The 17,615-nt window shown below is 44.0% G+C and carries 15 protein-coding genes; 7 read left to right on the forward strand and 8 right to left on the reverse strand.

Going from position 1 to position 17,615, the window contains the following annotated elements; genetic code table 11:
- Window positions 1-68: 68 nt before the first annotated feature.
- Complete coding sequence (locus tag AB5627_RS11355; RefSeq protein ID WP_022286542.1) at window positions 69-551, forward strand: metallophosphoesterase; 483 nt, start codon at window positions 69-71, stop codon at window positions 549-551.
- Between the two features lie 78 nt (window positions 552-629).
- Here AB5627_RS11355 and AB5627_RS11360 read toward each other — a convergent pair whose 3' ends face one another.
- Window positions 630-1,556, reverse strand: a complete 927-nt coding sequence (locus AB5627_RS11360) for a LysR family transcriptional regulator (RefSeq protein WP_022286543.1) — start codon at window positions 1,554-1,556, stop codon at window positions 630-632.
- A gap of 309 nt (window positions 1,557-1,865) precedes the next feature.
- Here AB5627_RS11360 and AB5627_RS11365 point away from each other — a divergent pair, with 309 nt between their 5' ends.
- From AB5627_RS11365 to AB5627_RS11375, 3 genes are all read left to right on the forward strand, one after another.
- The gene (locus tag AB5627_RS11365; RefSeq protein WP_022286544.1) at window positions 1,866-3,176 is read left to right on the forward strand and encodes an MATE family efflux transporter; all 1,311 of its coding nucleotides are present in this window, start codon (window positions 1,866-1,868) and stop codon (window positions 3,174-3,176) included.
- Window positions 3,177-3,301: 125 nt separating this feature from the next.
- A complete protein-coding gene (locus tag AB5627_RS11370; RefSeq protein WP_022286545.1) occupies window positions 3,302-4,408 on the forward strand; it encodes an ATP-binding protein in 1,107 nt (368 codons plus the stop codon).
- Between the two features lie 79 nt (window positions 4,409-4,487).
- A complete protein-coding gene (locus AB5627_RS11375) occupies window positions 4,488-5,678 on the forward strand; it encodes a metallophosphoesterase (RefSeq protein ID WP_022286546.1) in 1,191 nt (396 codons plus the stop codon).
- Window positions 5,679-5,730: 52 nt separating this feature from the next.
- Here the strand turns inward: AB5627_RS11375 and AB5627_RS11380 are convergent, their stop codons facing one another.
- Entirely contained in the window at window positions 5,731-8,121 is a 2,391-nt protein-coding gene (locus AB5627_RS11380) for a CotH kinase family protein (protein ID WP_022286547.1), read from the reverse strand.
- A gap of 218 nt (window positions 8,122-8,339) precedes the next feature.
- On the opposite strand from AB5627_RS11380, the gene AB5627_RS11385 reads away from it, so the two are divergent.
- From AB5627_RS11385 to AB5627_RS11395, 3 genes are all read left to right on the forward strand, one after another.
- Window positions 8,340-9,362, forward strand: coding sequence for an ABC transporter substrate-binding protein (locus tag AB5627_RS11385; RefSeq protein ID WP_022286548.1), 1,023 nt, complete (start codon window positions 8,340-8,342; stop codon window positions 9,360-9,362).
- Window positions 9,363-9,448: 86 nt separating this feature from the next.
- On the forward strand, window positions 9,449-10,420 hold the full coding sequence (locus AB5627_RS11390) for an ABC transporter permease (protein WP_022286549.1): 972 nt from the start codon (window positions 9,449-9,451) through the stop codon (window positions 10,418-10,420).
- Window positions 10,421-10,430: 10 nt separating this feature from the next.
- Entirely contained in the window at window positions 10,431-11,225 is a 795-nt protein-coding gene (locus AB5627_RS11395) for an ABC transporter ATP-binding protein (RefSeq protein ID WP_022286550.1), read from the forward strand.
- A gap of 65 nt (window positions 11,226-11,290) precedes the next feature.
- Here the strand turns inward: AB5627_RS11395 and AB5627_RS11400 are convergent, their stop codons facing one another.
- The 6 genes from AB5627_RS11400 to ptsP all read right to left on the reverse strand — a co-directional run bounded on the left by AB5627_RS11400 (window position 11,291) and on the right by ptsP (window position 17,487).
- On the reverse strand, window positions 11,291-11,995 hold the full coding sequence (locus AB5627_RS11400; RefSeq protein WP_022286551.1) for a hypothetical protein: 705 nt from the start codon (window positions 11,993-11,995) through the stop codon (window positions 11,291-11,293).
- Window positions 11,992-12,447, reverse strand: a complete 456-nt coding sequence (locus AB5627_RS11405) for a LytTR family DNA-binding domain-containing protein (protein WP_022286552.1) — start codon at window positions 12,445-12,447, stop codon at window positions 11,992-11,994. The genes AB5627_RS11400 and AB5627_RS11405 overlap by 4 nt, the downstream gene beginning before the upstream one ends.
- 154 nt (window positions 12,448-12,601) lie before the next feature.
- A complete protein-coding gene (locus AB5627_RS11410) occupies window positions 12,602-14,224 on the reverse strand; it encodes a von Willebrand factor type A domain-containing protein (protein WP_022286553.1) in 1,623 nt (540 codons plus the stop codon).
- A gap of 51 nt (window positions 14,225-14,275) precedes the next feature.
- Entirely contained in the window at window positions 14,276-15,079 is an 804-nt protein-coding gene (locus tag AB5627_RS11415; protein WP_368369844.1) for a hypothetical protein, read from the reverse strand.
- The gene (locus AB5627_RS11420; protein WP_195249543.1) at window positions 15,072-15,632 is read right to left on the reverse strand and encodes an RNA polymerase sigma factor; all 561 of its coding nucleotides are present in this window, start codon (window positions 15,630-15,632) and stop codon (window positions 15,072-15,074) included. Before AB5627_RS11420 ends, AB5627_RS11415 begins: the two co-directional genes overlap by 8 nt.
- 220 nt (window positions 15,633-15,852) lie before the next feature.
- Window positions 15,853-17,487, reverse strand: coding sequence for a phosphoenolpyruvate--protein phosphotransferase (gene ptsP, locus AB5627_RS11425; protein WP_022286556.1), 1,635 nt, complete (start codon window positions 17,485-17,487; stop codon window positions 15,853-15,855).
- Between the last annotated feature and the right edge of the window lie 128 nt (window positions 17,488-17,615).

Genomic DNA, 17,615 nt, shown 5'->3' on the forward strand with positions numbered 1-17,615 from the left:
TTTTCTATAGTATTTATAAATATTTATGTTATAATATTGCTTGTTATAACTGGTAAAGGGGTGTAACTATGAGAATAATCGTTTTTTCGGATACTCATGGAAATTATTCTGCAATGCACAAAATATTCAAGAGAAACGGCGACGCCGACCTGTTTATTTTTCTTGGTGACGGCGAACGTGACCTTGACAGCCTGAGAGTTCAGTATCTTGACAAAAAGATAGTAAACGTATCAGGAAACTGCGACTTTGCCTCGCTCACTCCCGAAAATGACATATACATGACCGATGACGGTATAAAGATATTTTTCACACATGGCCACAAGTGGGGTGTGAAATACTCTACCGACAGACTTTTTTACAAAGCCAAGGAAATAGGCGCACAGATAGCACTTTTCGGACACACACACTGTCGCTACTATGCCTATGAGGAGGGTATCCACATTTTAAACCCCGGCAGTGCAGGTCAGCCGAGAGACGGCAAGCCTGCAAGCTATGCCTATATTGACATTACAAAGGACGGTGGCATATTCTGTAGTCACGTTGACCTATAATATGCTCAGAGCTTAGATCTTGTTAAACAAAAAGCGGACGAACACTTTTCATGTTCGCCCGCATTTTTATGCTAAAAATTATTCTGATATCTCTTTTCTTACCCTTTCAAGCTCATCAAGGAACATCTGATCCGCATGGCTAAGGCGGTAATTGCTCTGATAGATAAGAACGTCCTTATTGGTCTTTTTGAAGCTATGACAAACTCTCTGCACAAGGCCATAACGCTTCAATATCTCCTTTGGCAGAGGACTTACCCACATAAAAGAGTCTGGACAAGCCGAGAGGATATCGAACTGACTTCCTCTCTCATAGACGTAAATATGCCTGCTGTGATTATTAAGCTCAGCGTTTTTCTTCTGATAAGTCGCTGAGATATTCGGCACGATATTATCCCCGTGCAATACCTCTATGTATTTATCAAGGACAGTTTCGTTTATCTCTTTTTCTTTAGCAAGCTGACTGTTTTCGCTTGTGATAAGTACATAATCGAACTCCCACACGTTATGATATTTCAGATTTTTCTCTTCTATCATAGACATGAAAAAGCTCTCATACGCCACAGGATAACGGATTATACCCATGTTATATTCGCATTCCACCACTGCGTTTATGGCTTCCATGGAGTTTGTTTCCCTTATTTTTGCGTCAAGCTCCACATTCGTGCCTAACTTGTTCACAAAGCAAGTGAAAGCATGGGTTATATAGCTTGCCCTTGGCAAAAGCAGAGAGAAGTTCACAGCGTTTTCACCATTATCCTTATAAAGGCTCTCCATTTTATCCATTTGCACAAGTATAGCCTTGGCATACTGCAGGAACTGTTTGCCCTTTTCTGTGGCAACAACACCCTTTGCACTTCTTTTAAAAATCGGTATGCCAACTTCTCTTTCCATTTCCTTTATGGCTTTTGAAAGGTTAGGCTGACCCATATAAAGTGCTGAAGCTGCTTTTGTGATAGACCCAAGTCTTTCGACCTCTACCATATATCTGAGATGAGTTAAATTCATAGTTTCCCCTTCTTTGTTATCGGTATATAAAATTTTAAGGCTGTCATATAATATTATATATGCTTTCTGTCAATTTCATTATAAAGCTTTGTTAAAAACTTGTCAACCACAAGGAGCGTTTTTTAACATTTATTTAACATAAAGCAAAGTCATTTACCTCTTGACAATGCCTTTATACTCTGTTATAATCTTATATGTTTAAGGCTTACTTCTGCCGCCGGGTAGAAGTTTTGCGTCGGACCTGCTGTCGTTAGGCTTTAAAAGACAGCGGTGTTCGGCGTTTTTTTGTGGGATAAACGGAGGGTAAAAATGAAGAAAAATTCACATCTTAGGGACTTTGCCAGATACGCTTCTCTGAACGTTCTTGGAATGATAGGTGTATCGTGCTATATCCTTGCGGACACGTTCTTTGTCGCAAAGGGCATGGGTGCAGACGGCGTAACTGCACTGAATATCGCCATTCCAATATACAGCCTTATCCACGGCACCGGACTTATGATCGGCATGGGCGGAGCGACAAAGTTTGCAATATACAAAAGTCAGGGACGTGACGAAGCAGGAAGCAGAGTTTTCACCTGTGCACTGCTTATGGCTCTGGTGCTTGGAGCGATATACTTTTTGGGCGGAGCGTTTTTCTCAATGCCACTTGCAAAGCTTCTTGGTGCAAAGGGCAGCGTTGTGGGCATGACTAATACCTACCTAAAAGTGCTTATGATGTTCGGACCGTTCTTTGTGCTTAACGACACTTTCAACTGCTTTATAAGAAATGACGGAAACCCAAAGCTTTCAATGGCGGCAATGCTTACGGGAAGCTTTTCAAACATAATACTTGACTATGTGTTCATTTTCCCGCTGGATATGGGCATTTTCGGAGCTATCCTTGCAACAGGGCTTTCGCCTGTCATAAGCCTTTGCATACTGAGCATATACAAATTCCGCAAAAAGAACAGCTTCCATATCGTCAGGGCAAGGCACGAAGGGAGAACTTTTGGCGGCATATTATCCATAGGCGTGCAGTCGCTTATAACTGAGCTTTCATCAGGCATCGTAGTGCTTGCGTTCAATATAATAATACTTGGTCTTGCAGGCAACACAGGAGTTGCAGCTTATGCAGTGATAGCGAATACTTCCATTGTGGCTGTATCCATATTCACCGGTATCGCACAAGGCGGTCAGCCGCTTATCAGTGCTGCTCACGGCATTGGCAACAAAGACCGTCTTAGAGCAGTGCTGAGATATTCTGTTATATCACAGCTTGTGATTGCGCTTATGGTTTACCTTGCTATTGCATTTTTCACAACGCCTATCGCCGCTATATTCAACAGCGAGCATATCGACTCTCTTCAGCGCATGGCAGAGGACGGCATGAAAATATACTTCACCGGATTGTTTTTCTCAGGCTTCAATATAATAATATCTGCATTTTTTGCGGCTTCTGAAAAAATCATACCAGCCCAGACCATCACCATATTAAGGGGCTTTGCTCTTATCGTGCCAATGGCTTTCATTATGTCCAAGGCAGCAGGATTAACTGGCGTATGGCTTGCTTATCCTGTCACGGAATTTATCGTAGCGGCAATATCCATAATATTCTATATAAGAAACAGACACAAGACATAAAACAAAAGGCAAAGCATCAGGCTTTGCCTTTTTATTTTTGCGTATTTGTGCATAAAGCTTGAAAAACGGTGATTTTTGTGATATTATAAAGGGTAGTGATAAATTTTGCGGAGGTCAACTGACAAATGATAAACACAAGCGGCAACACGCTGATAATAGATATAAGGGACGAGCTTTCTTTTGAGTATGGTCACATTGACGGAGCAGTGAACATCCCTGCCGAAAAGCTTGATAAAAGCGACCTGCCAAAGGACAAAAAGCTTCTTATCTGCTGTAAAAGCGGACTTATAAGCGACACTGAGGCCGAAAAGCTTCGAGAGCTTGGCTATGACGCTGAAAACCTGGAGGGTGGCTACTATGGCTGGCTGAGAGAAAAGCTTTCCAAAGAAGTCGTAGAGGATATCTCACAGGACGCTGAGCGGAGCATACAAAAGAAATTCCGCAAGGAGATATGGAACAGATTCACACAATCTGTGAACGAATATGAGCTTATAAAGCCTAATGACAGGATAGCGGTGTGCATATCGGGCGGCAAGGATTCAATGCTCATGGCGAAGCTCATACAAATGCTTCACCGCCACAGCAAGTTCCCTTTCGAGGTAAAATATCTTGTTATGGATCCGGGCTACAGCCCTGCAAACCGTGAGATAATCGAGCGCAACGCAAAGCGGCTTGGAATACCCATAACAGTGTTTGAGTCTGATATTTTCGACTCTGTATACAATGTGGAGAAAAATCCATGCTATCTGTGCGCACGAATGAGAAGAGGTCATTTATACAGCAAAGCACAGGAACTTGGCTGTAACAAGATCGCACTTGGACATCACTATGATGATGTTATCGAAACTATACTAATGTCAATGCTTTACGGCGGACAGATACAGACAATGATGCCAAAACTCAACAGCACGAATTTTGAGGGTATGCAGCTTATAAGACCTCTCTATATGGTAAGAGAGGACGACATAAAAAGGTGGCGTGACTATAACGGGCTGCGTTTCATACAGTGTGCCTGCAAGTTCACCGACACCTGCACCACCTGCGCACCTGACAGCAGGACAGTATCAAAGCGTATGGAGATAAAACAGCTTATCGCAAAGCTAAAGCTTGTTAATCCGCAGGTGGAATACAACATTTTCAAGAGTGTGGAGAATGTTATGCTCAATCAGGTCATTGCATACAAAGATGACGAGGGCAGACACAGCTTTTTGGAGAGATTTAAAGAGGAATAAAAAATCATCGCCGCAGGCGATACCTTAATTCCTCATTCCTCACTCCTCATTCCTCACTTATCTATAAGGTGGCATAATAATGATCTTTCTATTTCTTCTGCCCTTTTATCTGGGCGTATCATCATACATGATGTTCCGATTTTTCTACTGGATGAAGCACTGCAACCACAGATTTAACTGGCTGCGTTTCAAAGTGCCTTTTGCAGTGGTCTATCTTTTCATGGCGCTTTCGCCTGTTATAGCTTTTCTGCTTCCAAAATCCGCCGTTGCTATCGTCATAAGGCGACTTTCTACATACTGGATAGGCATTATGCTCTACTCACTCTTGTATGTGGTGCTTTTTGACCTGCTAAGACTTATCGCAAAGCACACGAAGCTCAAAAACACGCTGCTTTTTTCCCGTGGAAGCGTTATTTCCATAGGTTCGGTGGTTGTGGCTTGTGCGGTGGCGACCTGTCTTTACGGCATTTTCAATGCACGAAACATCAAGGTAAATGAATACAGCGTAACTGTCAACAAGTCATGCGGCAGTGACAAGCATTTAAAGGCTGTGCTTGTGGCTGACCTGCACATGGGTTACGCTATCGGTGTGGATCACATCACCAACATGGTTGAGAAAATAAACCAGCAGGACGCTGACATTGTTATAATAGCAGGAGATATTTTTGACAACAGCTATGACGGCATGGACGATCCCGAAGGTATAAAGGCACAGCTCAGGTCCATAAAGAGCAAATATGGTGTTTATGCTGTCTACGGCAACCACGATATAGATGAAAAAATTCTCATGGGCTTCACATTCGATTGGGGTGGCAAGCAGCTTCATAGTGAAAAAATGACAAACTTTATGAAAGAGTGTAACATAAAGCTTATCAATGATGAGTCTGTTTTGATAAACGATGAATTTTATCTTGTGGGCAGGCGTGACACTGACAAGCCCGGTACTGAGGACGGCACTCGTGCAGAGATATCAGAGCTTACGAAAGATCTTGACAAGACCAAGCCGATATTCGTGCTTTCCCACGAGCCTGACGAGCTTCAAAAGACCGCTGACGCAGGTGCGGACATAGATTTCTCAGGTCACACACATGACGGGCAGCTTTTCCCAGGCAATCTGACAATAGGTCTTTTCTGGGAAAACCCATGTGGCATGATAAAGAAAGATAATATGTACTCCATTGTCACCTCTGGTGTTGGTGTATACGGCACTTTCATGAGGGTAGGAACTGACGCTGAGATATGCTCTGTAGATATTGATTTTGCAGGTTAAGTTATATAGTAAAAGGTCTGTCACTTGATTTTGGTGACAGACCTTTTTTATGCTAAACAATATCTTTTTCAAAAACGGCTTTGATATTCATATCACCATTCACCTTAGCCTTTATCTCCGATTGGGTATTATCGCCATTTACGCCCTCCCAATGGTCAAAATGCCAGCCTGATTTTGCTTGTGCGTTCAATTTTATCTCACAGCCGTCAAAATATGTGCCGCTATAATCACTTTCTATTTCAACGCCCCCTATCAAAACGCTTCCCTGCTCGTTATCCGCTGATATCTTCACTGTTCTGCGCTCATAATAGTCAAACTCTCTTTCAAGATAGCCAAGCACTTTATCATATCTTCCCTCAATAAAATTCTGCCAACGTATTATCATAGGGTCTGTAGCTTTCGCAAGGTTTGCCCATGTTGGAAAACGGTCGAAATAATTATCAAGCTCGCCGTAATAGATATTCTTATAATATTCGAGATACTCCCCGAACCGCTCCGCAGTAAAGTTCACGCTTCCAAGCTGACACATTGCCGAGGTGAGCTTCAAATCAAATTCCTCGTTATCTATAAGGCTGCAAAGTATTCCGCCAAACTTTGTATAGCTTTGGCTTCTAAGATACGAGAACATATTTGTTTCCAGATCCTTCTCGTTATAATGCGAGCATGACGATTCCGTGTCGAAAAGCACAAAGCGCCATCTGCCATCTGCATAGCTATTGCCCTGCTCTATGGTTCTTGTGCGCCAGCAAGCATAGTTGTTCTGCGGCCAATCGTCATTGAAGATATACATTTCCGTGGCGGCATACTCCACAAGGTTATCCATATCTATCATTGCGCAGGCTTTGCGATAATTCTCCTCAATGGACATATCGTTTTCTGTGATAAACTTATACATATCATTGAAAAGCTTTTCGTCCTCAGCCTCACCCTCGCTCAGCTTATCATTTTTATACATGACAACGTTGCTTTTTGCAACATTATATCTATCCGCAAAATATCTGTCGCTGTAATCCGACTGCAAGGTATAAAGTCCCCAGTATTCACCGTCTATAAACACCACGCAGGCTGTTCCCTGCTGAGTTTCAACACCTCTGCCTGACACCATATTTTGTATCATCATGTCCTTGAACTTTGAGTAATTGGCGTCATTTCCGCCGTTTCTAAGCACAAAGGTCTTGCAGGAGGTGATAGCCTCGCCGTTTACATCTGTAAAGCTATCCCAGAAAGCTGTATCAAAAGAGCTTTTGCCGTAATCGTTTCGAGCATAAAGCCTGAACGACTTTTGATAATCCGCCCTAGACCAGCCACCTTGTATCCTTATGCCGCAATCCTGAGAAATAAGGCTGTTGCCCTCACTGTCGAAATACTCAACATAACATTCCTTTTCCCACTCTCTGCCACGCTGATTGTAGTTTGCAGGGATAGAGCCGTTCCAAGGGTGGTCGGGATTTTCTTCGTCATATTCTTTGTATACGTCCCCAAGACAGTAAATGCCCGTTTTTTCGTTGAAAAGCCCATCAGGATCGGTGGTAATGGATACTATAGGCAGATCGTTATGATCTGCACTTGAAACGTCCACAAAATAAGTGGCAGTAACAGTTTTTCCGCACTTTCCGCTTGTACCCTCTGCGCAGGCTCTTATGACAGTGCCTTTATCAACTGCACTTTTGGCAGGCAGTTTTATGCTGTCACGATAGTCAAGCTGTATCTTCATAGGGTCATAAGCCGAAAGGACATTTTCATCATCTGACCTGTCGTCAATTCTCAGGGCATTTTCATAGACCTTTCTTGTGTCTGACGTGGCAGGGTCGGTGCCGTCGGTGGTATAATACACCGTCTGACTCTCTCCTGCGGTTATCTCAAGGTCAAAAGCCTTTTCATAGCTACCTGCCGCCTGAGAAAACACAGGTGTATCTCCGATAGTTTTCTCTGCATTCGCCGCAAGAGGTGTAGGCTCTGAAACGTACATTTCACCCTTGACATTTTTAGAATAGCTCACGCCCTTGTTAAGCTTAGGCATTTTTATGCTCTCACACTGGAACGAGTCATATTTCAATATTATCTCCGCTTCGCTGACCTTGCCTATGCTGAAATCAGCGTGAGGAAAATCAGCATTTTCAAAGCCTGCTGACGAGCAGTATACTATTATATAGTCATGGGCTTTAATGACATATCCGCCCAAAGGCTGATCTCCACCGCCATTTTTTGAAAGTGAAAATCCCGTAAGTGAAATATCTTTATTTGTAGGATTATATATCTCTATCCAATCGCTTGGTTCTCCGTTTTTGTCCTGCATAGCTGTTTTCTTAGATGTTTCGCTGTTTGAGGGGCATATCTCGCTTATATATATTTTCGGCGGTCTTATTATCACCGCAGCGAGCATTACCACCGCTGCCACCGCCGCAAGACAAAGCCCTATCACGAAAGCCCTTTTTAGTCCCAATACAAAACCTCCTGCTCTGCAATACTACAGATATCATTATAGCCTTTTTTCACATTTCTGTCAACCAACTGCAAAACATACAAAATCCATGGGGATTTTCTCTGTGGCTTTTACTATTTCTACAATCCTTTTAACTTTTACTTGACAAACTTTTACGGCTGTGCTTTAATAGAGTAGTAGGGTAAAATCCCCGTAAATACGAAAGGAATGGTACATATATGAAGTTAAGAAAAGTTCTGGCACTTGCCGCTGCAGCGGTAATGGCTGTGGCTGCTCTTGCGTCATGCGGCGTTAAGGAGGACTCCTCCAACGATTCAAAGGCAGGCGGCTCATCAGAAAAGCACTATAAGATAGGCATTGTTCAGATAATGGAGCATACATCTCTCAACACTATCAGAGATGCTGTTATTGACAGACTTGCAGAGCTTGGCTATGTTGACGGCAAAAACTGCACTATCGACGCTCAGCAGGCTAATAACGAGTCAACAACTGTTCAGCAAATACTCGACCAGTTCAAGGCTGACGGTGACGATATCATCATCGCTATCACAACACCATGCGCACAGCTCGCAGCTCCATACTCTGAGGAGATACCTGTAGTATTCTCCGCAGTAACAGACCCTATCGGTGCAGGTCTTTGTGACTCGCTTGAAAGCACAGGGGCAAACATCACAGGCACATCTGACAAGCTCGCTATCACAAAGATACTTGACTTTGCGCTTGAAATGAAGCCTGAAATAAAAACTCTCGGTTATCTTTACAACACAGGCGAGGACAACTCAGTTTCTACCCTTAAAGAAGTAAAGGCTTACTGTGAGGAAAAGGGTATCACTGTTATCGAAGGCGCTGCTTCAAACACATCCGAGGTGCAGGAAGCTGCTCAGAACCTTGCCGCAAAGTGCGACGCTGTATTCTCACCTAACGACAACACTATCGCAGGCGCTATGGGTACAGTTACAGAAGTTATGAACAAGGCGAAGGTTCCAATGTTCGTTGGCGCTGACTCAATGGTAATGGACGGCGGTCTTGGCACTGTTGGTATCGAGTATTCCGACCTTGGAAAGGAAACTGCAAACATGGCAGCTCAGATACTCAGCGGTGAAAAGAAGGCTTCCGAGATACCAATAAAGGTATTCAACGAAGACCTCAGCACTTATATCAACAAGACAACTGCTGACACGATCGGTATCACTATTCCTGACGATATTGCAAACGGAGAAAAGACAGTTTACTTTAATTAAACTATTGCAAAATCAAATCAAACATAGTATAATAGTAGGGAGCGGGACTTTCGCTCCCTGCTATTTTTTATTGAAAGGAAAATTATATGAAACTGAATAAGAAAACAGTTATCTCGCTTATACCGAAAGCTGTGCTTTTGATCTTACTTCTTGTGATAATAAACACTCAGCTCACGGAAAGCGTTGTTACGGGAACATTTGAAAAGGGTCTTGTTTTTTCTATCCTTGCACTTGGAATATTCATCTCATTCAGGATACTTGATATCCCTGACCTATCAGTAGACGGAACTTTCACCCTTGGCGTTGCAGTATCAGTTATGCAAGCTTTCAACGGCGACCCTATCAAGGGCATACTGCTGTCAATAGTTGCAGGAGCTATCGCAGGAAGCGTGACGGGAATACTTATCACAAAACTCAACGTTCAGCCTATACTTGCAGGAATAATCACAATGACGGCTCTTTACTCCATAAACCTGAAAATCATGGACAGACCTAATATTTCACTCTATAAGAAAGATACTATATTTACAATGGCACAGAAATATTTCGGCGACTATTACAAGCTTGCGGCGGCAGGTATCGTGCTTGTTATTGCGGCTGTTCTGCTTTTCTGGTTTCTTAAAACTCAGGCAGGAATGTCACTTAGAGCCACAGGCGACAATGAATACATGGTAAGGGCTTCTTCAATAAACTCAGACAGAATGAAGATAATGGGCTTTGCCATTGCAAACGCTTTGGTATCCCTTTCAGGCGCAATGTACGCTCAGTATTCCTCGGCAGGCGACTCAAACAGCGGTACAGGTATGCTGGTGGTAGGTCTTGCTTCTATCATTATTGGTGAGATATTCTTCAGCAAGCACTCGATCCTCTGCGGAATACTTGCGGCGATATTCGGTGCGATAGCATACAGATTTGTTCTTGCTTTTGCAATGAATCTCGGTATGGACAGCAACTACACAAAGCTTTTCTCAGCCTGCATAGTTGCCCTTGCTATCTCTCTGCCTGCTATCAAGAAGTATATCACAAAGGCATACAAGCGTGTATGCAGTGACAAATAGGAGGTTTAAAATGCTTAAGCTTGAAAATATAAACATAACCTTCAACAAGAACACTGCCAACGAGCGTAAGGCACTCCAGCACATAGACCTTGATGTGGCTGACGGAGATTTCGTTACTGTAATAGGTTCAAATGGTGCAGGAAAATCCACACTTATGAACGTTATCAGTGGCAGCTACGAGGCTGACACCGGCAAGATATTCCTTGACGGAAAGAACATCACTCACCTAAAGGAGCACCAACGCGCAAGAACTATAGGCAGGCTTTTCCAAGACCCGCTGAGAGGAACTGCGCCAAACATGACCATAGAGGAAAATCTCGGCCTTGCCTACAGCCGTGGAAAGCGTCGTTCGCTGACTATCGGTATCAGGAAAAAGGACGTTTCAGTGTTCAGAGAAAGACTCAAGGAGCTTGACTTAGGTCTTGAGGACAGAATGAAAATGCCTGTGGGCTTGCTCTCAGGCGGACAGCGACAGGCGCTCACATTGCTTATGGCGACTATCGTTACACCAAAGCTTCTGCTTCTTGACGAACACACTGCGGCACTTGACCCTAAGACCGCAGAAAAGGTCATGAGGATAACCGAAAAAATAGTAAAAGAAAACGCACTGACTACTCTTATGATAACACACAACATTTCAAATGCCATTGAATACGGCAACAAGACTATCGTAATGAGCCAAGGCAAACTGCTTCTTACTATCGAGGGCGAGCAGAGAGCAAACATGACGGTGGAAAAGCTTATGAAGCTTTATTCCGACACCGCCGAGGACGAACTTTCAGACAAGATGATACTTCAAGAATAATCAGACATACAAAAAGCTGCGGAGTTTTCCCTCCGCAGCTTTTACTTTTGTTCTTTCACATAAGACTAAACATATGTTATATCTATTCCTGCGATCTTTGCTCTGCCCTTTATGATAAGGATCTTTTCTTTTTCATCATAAGCTCCGTTAGGCTGGTCTATTCCGCCAAGAACGCAGTCGGCTTCCACCTTTATGCCCCAGTTCTTCGGGATATAAAGCTCCACTCCGCCGCAAAGCACATCAACATTCAGCTCGACTTCGTTTCCTGCCATATCGGCAGAATCAAAGTACACCTCCATACCGCTGTAACGGCAGCTTATGTCAACTCTTTTCAATACCTTTGAGGTTATATATTTTGTGCAGCCTGAAAATTTTGCGTCGATACGCACATATTCCCCGTTGTCTGAGGATTTATCCCATGCAGGATTATCGGTAGTGTGGGTGGTCCACTTGCTTTGTGTAAACCTGTAGCGGTAAGGGAAAATAAATGAAAATCCCACGCTGAGAAGCAGTGCCGCACCCAAAACAGGCCATGGGGTGAACTTCTCGATACCGAGAGTTTCGTCAAAGAGTATCGCCATGATAGCCATAGGGAAGAATATTCCCCAGAAGTTAAGGTGTCTGACGCTCGTTACGATAACAGGAACGAGGAGCAGTGAGATCACAACGCTCCACACGCTTACACTTCCAAGCAGACCTGTGCGGTCAAGGATAAGCGCAACGCCTGCAAGGATAAAGAACAAGCCCCATATAAGATTTTTGTTTTTCATAGAAATCTCCTTTCTCCAAGTCTGAGCTTCAAAAGCTTGTAATAGCTTCGTGAGGCGTAAAGCTGTTTGTGAGTGCCTGCAAAGCTTATAAGGCTTGCAGAGGTTATGTTTCGCTCAACGGAATAGATGTGCTTTACATTCACGATTGCTGATTTTGACACCCGCACGAACTTTCGTGGAAGTATCTCTTCAAGCTCGAAAAGTTTCATTTTCACTTGAAAAACGTCGTCAGAGGTATGAGCGTTAAGATTATGTTCCCCTGTTTCAAAAAACAGTATGGAATCAAGGGGAGGATAGAACTGAACTGCGTCTTTGAAAAAAGCTATCTCAGGCTCGCTCTCAGCGGACTCAGCCGCCCTTTTCATTTTAAGCACACGTTCATCGGGCTGGGCGCACCTTATGACTATCTCGTCTTCAGACATATTCTCGTCTATCTCTATCCTGACCTTCACGCTTTCACCCCCGTTTTATCTGACAGCCTTATTATAATCTATTTTTCTTTTCATGTAAACCTCTTTTGGCTGACAGGTGCAGATTTCTATGCAAGAGGTAAATTTTATGGTCCAAAGGGGTGCTGACCATGCAGCACCCCCTTGATTTAGTTTTTTACCAGTAGCTTGCCTCGCTGCCTGTGCCGTTTTGCATATATTTGTATATGAGTTCAAAAAGCTCGCTGTTGTCAACATTGTTTTGTTCCATATAATCCACAACGCCCTGAGCGGTAAGACCGCTTGCATAGTCGCTGTTTCTAAGCAACATTGCAAACTCTGCCGCAGAGCAAGCCTTTGCAAAATTCTGTGACACAGCCTCTGTATAGTCAGAACACATAACAGACTTGTCTATAAGCTTGCTTTCGCTCGCCTCCGGGTCTTTATACCTCACTGAAACTGTGAGCATTTCTCCGCTGAGCTCGTTGGTTTCAGCCTTGCTCTCGTTATCCTGATATTTCAGCGACTTTTCATTGCCGTTATTTGGCACTATCTCATACAAAACCGTGACCTGCTGACCCGAGCCGATATCGCCTGCGTCCTTTGTATCGTCTTCAAAGTCTTCGTCATTGAGAATTCTGTTTTCATAGCCCACCAGCCTGTATGCTGAAACATTTTCGGGATTAAACTCTATCTGCACCTTTGCGTCCTTTGCGACAGTGAAAAGAGTTCCGCTCATTTCTGTTACAAGCACTCTTTTTGCTTCGTCAACGCTGTCGATATAAGCATAGTTTCCGTTGCCGTTATCAGCAAGGGCTTCAAGCCTGTTATCCTTATAGTTTCCTGAGCCGAAGCCAAGCACTGAGAGATATACCCCTGAGTCACGCTTTTGTGATATAAGGTCGGTAAGCTCTTCTTCACTTGACAGACCAACGTTCAGATCGCCGTCAGTTGCAAGGATAACTCTGTTGTTGCCGTCCTCTATGAAATACTCCTCTGCAAGCTTGTAAGCTGTGGTAATTCCTGCCGCACCTGCTGTCGAGCCGCCTGCTGACAGGCTGTTAAGTGCTGAAACTATCTCCTCGCTGTTGTCGCCACTTTCGCCCTCAAGAACAACGCTGTCGCTGCCTGCATAAGTGACGATAGAAACTCTGTCATCAGCCCCAAGGTTTTCAGCAAGCATTGAGAAAGCCTGCTGAACAAGAGGAAGCTTATCCTCGTCCTCCATTGAGCCGCTCACGTCTATGAGGAAAACAAGGTTTGTAGGAACGTCCTTGACCTTTGCTTCCCTTGCCTGAAGCCCCACCAGCATAAGCTTTGCTTCACTGTTCCAAGGACAATCAGAAAGCTCGGTATTTATAGACACCGCGCCCTCCGTAGGCTTTTCATAGTCATACTTGAAATAGTTTATGAACTCCTCTGTTCTAACAGCGTCAGGGTCGACCTCCCAGCCATCATTTATCATTCTTCTCACGTTTGTGTAGGAAGCCGTGTCAACGTCTGTGGAAAAGGTGGAAAGCGGTTCGTCTGAAACGAGCTTATAGCCGTTTTCCGTCAGGTGGTTATATTCCTCGGTATTGTAACCCCCTCCTATATTCGCCGTGCCGTCAGTATCTCCGGCTGTAACATTGCTGTATCTGTAGTTTCCCGTAGTTGTTCTTTCATTGTTATAGCTGCCGCTCTTTCTGCTCTCCGAGCCGTCATAACCGCTTCCGCATGAAGCAAGCATTGTCGCCGTCATCATAAGCGACAGAGTCATGGTCAAGTTTCTTTTTATGCTGTTTGAAGTTGTCTTTTTCATAGCTGTCATCTCCCGTAAAATAGCGTGGGCGATATGCCCTTGCGTTGTTAGCTACATAGTCCTCCACTTAGCAAGCAGGTCTTGCAGATCGTTTTTCGAGGAATATCTCATTCGGTCATAGAAATAATCGTTCTTGCTTTTCTGCGAGTCTTTAAGAATACCCGAGTCATCGTCAAGACTTTTCCAGCCGTTTTGAAAAACGATATCCCCGTCAAGAGAAATTTCTATCTGAGGTGCATTTTCAAAGGCCATAGAATAAGTGCCGTTTTCTTTCCTCAGTGGTATGAAATATTCTCTGTTTTCCTGCATGATATAAGGGGTAGAGCTTTCAATGGTGATATTTGTTTTGCTTTCTTCTCCTGTCTTTGATACAAGGCTGTTTATTTTCAGGGTGTAATGTGCGCTGTCGCTGTCGAGCCTTGCTGAAAGCACTGTCACATCTGCAAAGAAGTCTGTATCTTCCAGAACGCTGTCCTCTGTGAAATAATCATCGCCCTTTGGAATGTAGCTGTCCTCATAAGCCTTTGTGTCTGTGTGGCTGAAACTGAGCTGTTCGTATGTCTTTTCTTCTCTGTTTTCAAGCCTAGCCTTGTCAGCCGTTTCTACGCTATGCTTTGAAACACTGTCCGACTCTGAGCGGATATCGGCGTAAAGGCTTACGCCGCCGATAATAAGCACGAGCGAGGCTACTGCCGCTGCAAATTTTCTGTAATTTCTGCGGCTTACTTTTATCTGTGTCTGATCTTTGTCCGTTTTGTTTTCAAGCTGTCCATCTATCCTGTCCCAGAGCTTTTCCATGTCAGGGGCAGTATCAGAAATATGCTTTTTGTAAAGAAATTTTATGTTCTTAGCCATAGATACTGTCCTCCTTTATGGTCTTTTTTAGTTTGAAAACAGCCTGACGGTATTTCCATGTGACAGTACCCAGCGGCTTCCCCACTGCCCGACTTATCTCACGAAATGTCATATCCATTCCAAGCCTCATGTTCAAGATATCCCTTTCGCCCTCTGAAAGCAGCTTCAAAGCCTCCTCGAAGGTGAGCTTTCCGATCACATCGTCGTCTACCCGCATACTGTCCTGCTGTTCTTTGTGCCCTACTTCATCATCGTCAAGGGTCGGCATTTCGTGCCGCCTTTTTCTGATAAAGTCAAGAGCGAGATTTTTCGCCATTACAGTCAGATATCGCTTATGCCCCGTTCCCTTTCGGTACTGACCTGCGGTGTCCCATAGCTTTAGGAAAAAATCTGATGTGAGGTCCTCAGCGTCCTGAGGACTTTTCACAATGTCAAGCATGATGTTATATATCACCTTGCCGTAGCATTGATAGATCTCCCTAAGCCCGTTTTTGTCATTTTTCAGGATCAGCTCCACCCTGAAATCGAACTCAGTGTCGGTCAAGTCTTTCACACCCCTCGATAACTTATATACGATTCTGCACGGGAGATTTTATGGCAAAATAGTATACAAATTTTACTTTTATTTTTTGTGCATTGATAACAAACTTATGTGCAAACACGATTGTGCCGATAAGATATTTTAGCACATTTAAGCATATCTGTCAAATAAAAGAACACACCCCCGTCCATATGAACGAGGGTGTGTCCTTTGCGTGAAGATCTATGAGAAATTATTTGGAGAGGTCAATATTTCTTACAGCGTCCCTTACCTTAAGAACAAAGGTCGGAGAAACTGAAAGCTCGTCAATGCCCATTCTCAGGAAGGTTTCTGTGAGAGTAGTGTCAGCCGCAAGCTCACCGCATATACCTATCCATGCGCCGTTCTTGTGGGCATTCTCTGCGGACATCTCAATAAGTCTGAGTATAGCCTCATGGTGAGTGTCGCAGAACTGCTCTATATCAGGGTTCTGTCTGTCGCAAGCAAGGGTATACTGAGTGAGGTCGTTAGTGCCAACGCTGAAAAAGTCCACAAGCTTTGCAAGCTTATCGCTTATGATAGCCGCCGCAGGGGTCTCTATCATGATGCCAAGCTCAACGCTGTCAGAAACTGTTATACCCTGTTCTTTAAGCTCAGCCTTGACTTCGCCACACATAGCAAGGGCTTTTTCTACCTCTGAAACGCTTGTTATCATAGGGAACATTATGCCCAGATTGCCGTATACGGAAGCTCTGAAAAGTGCTCTGAGCTGAGTTTTGAATATCTCAGGTCTGGTAAGACAAATTCTTATTGCTCTGTAGCCAAGTGCAGGGTTTTCCTCTTTTTTCAGACCGAAATAATCCACCTGCTTGTCAGCACCGATATCGAGCGTTCTTATGATGACCTTTTTCCCTGCCATGCTCTCAAGAACACGCTTATAAGCATGAAACTGCTGTTCCTCTGTAGGGAAATCTGAGTTTTCAAGATAGAGAAACTCGCTTCTGAAAAGACCTATTCCGCCTGCGTCATTGAGAAGCACAGCACCGATGTTGTCAACGCTTCCGATATTTGCATAAATGTTTATCTTTTTACCGTCCTTTGTGACATTCTCCTTGCCTTTGAGGGTCTGCAAAAGACGCTTTTTCTCCTCGTCTGCTTTCTGCTTTGCGGTAAGCTCAGCGGTGGTCTTTTCATCTGGGTCAACGAATATCTCCCCTGTAAAACCGTCAACGATAGCAAAGTCGCCGTCCTTTATTTCAGACAGAAATTTGCTTCCTACGCCTATTACCGCAGGTATGTTCATATTTCTTGCAAGGATAGCTGTATGTGAATTTGACGAGCCATGTGCAGTAACGAAGGCAAGCACCTTGTCTTTATCAAGAGATATAGTTTCGCTTGGTGCAAGATCATCGGCACAAACTATCATCTTGTCGTCACCTGCTGAGCCGTCGCTGACATTGCCTGTGAGGTTTGCGATGATCCTGTTGGAAATATCCTTTACATCTGCGGCTCTTGCCTGCATATAAGGATCGTCCATAGATGCAAACATCTCCGCAAAGTTGTCTGCCGTCACCGCCACTGCATATTCTGCGTTGACTTTCTGGCTGTCGATGATATTCTCTATAGACTCGTTATAATCATCATCTTCAAGCATCATCATGTGTATCTCAAAGATCTGAGCATTTGTTTCGCCCACCTCCCTGAGTGCCTTGTCATAAATGCTCTGGAGCTGTTCTGTGGCTGCCTGCTTAGCTTTGGCAACTCGCTTCTTTTCTCCCTCGCTGTCTTCTGTGTGAATACGTTTTATAGCGGTATCCTGCTTTTTGAATACTGAGATCTTACCCATTGCTACCGCACCGTAAACGCCTTTTCCTGTATACTTAGTCATAAATATCCGCCCCTTTTCTCATAGATCTTATTATTTTTCATGCTTTTTCCAGCCGATGGGACGCTCCTGCGAACACACCGCAGAAACGTCCCGTCGGCTGGACGGCTTTTACCGCCCAGCTGACAGAT

The sequence above is a fragment of the Ruminococcus sp. RTP21198st1_G1_RTP21198_201120 genome, assembly GCF_040924265.1.
Classification (GTDB): domain Bacteria; phylum Bacillota; class Clostridia; order Oscillospirales; family Ruminococcaceae; genus Hominimerdicola; species Hominimerdicola aceti.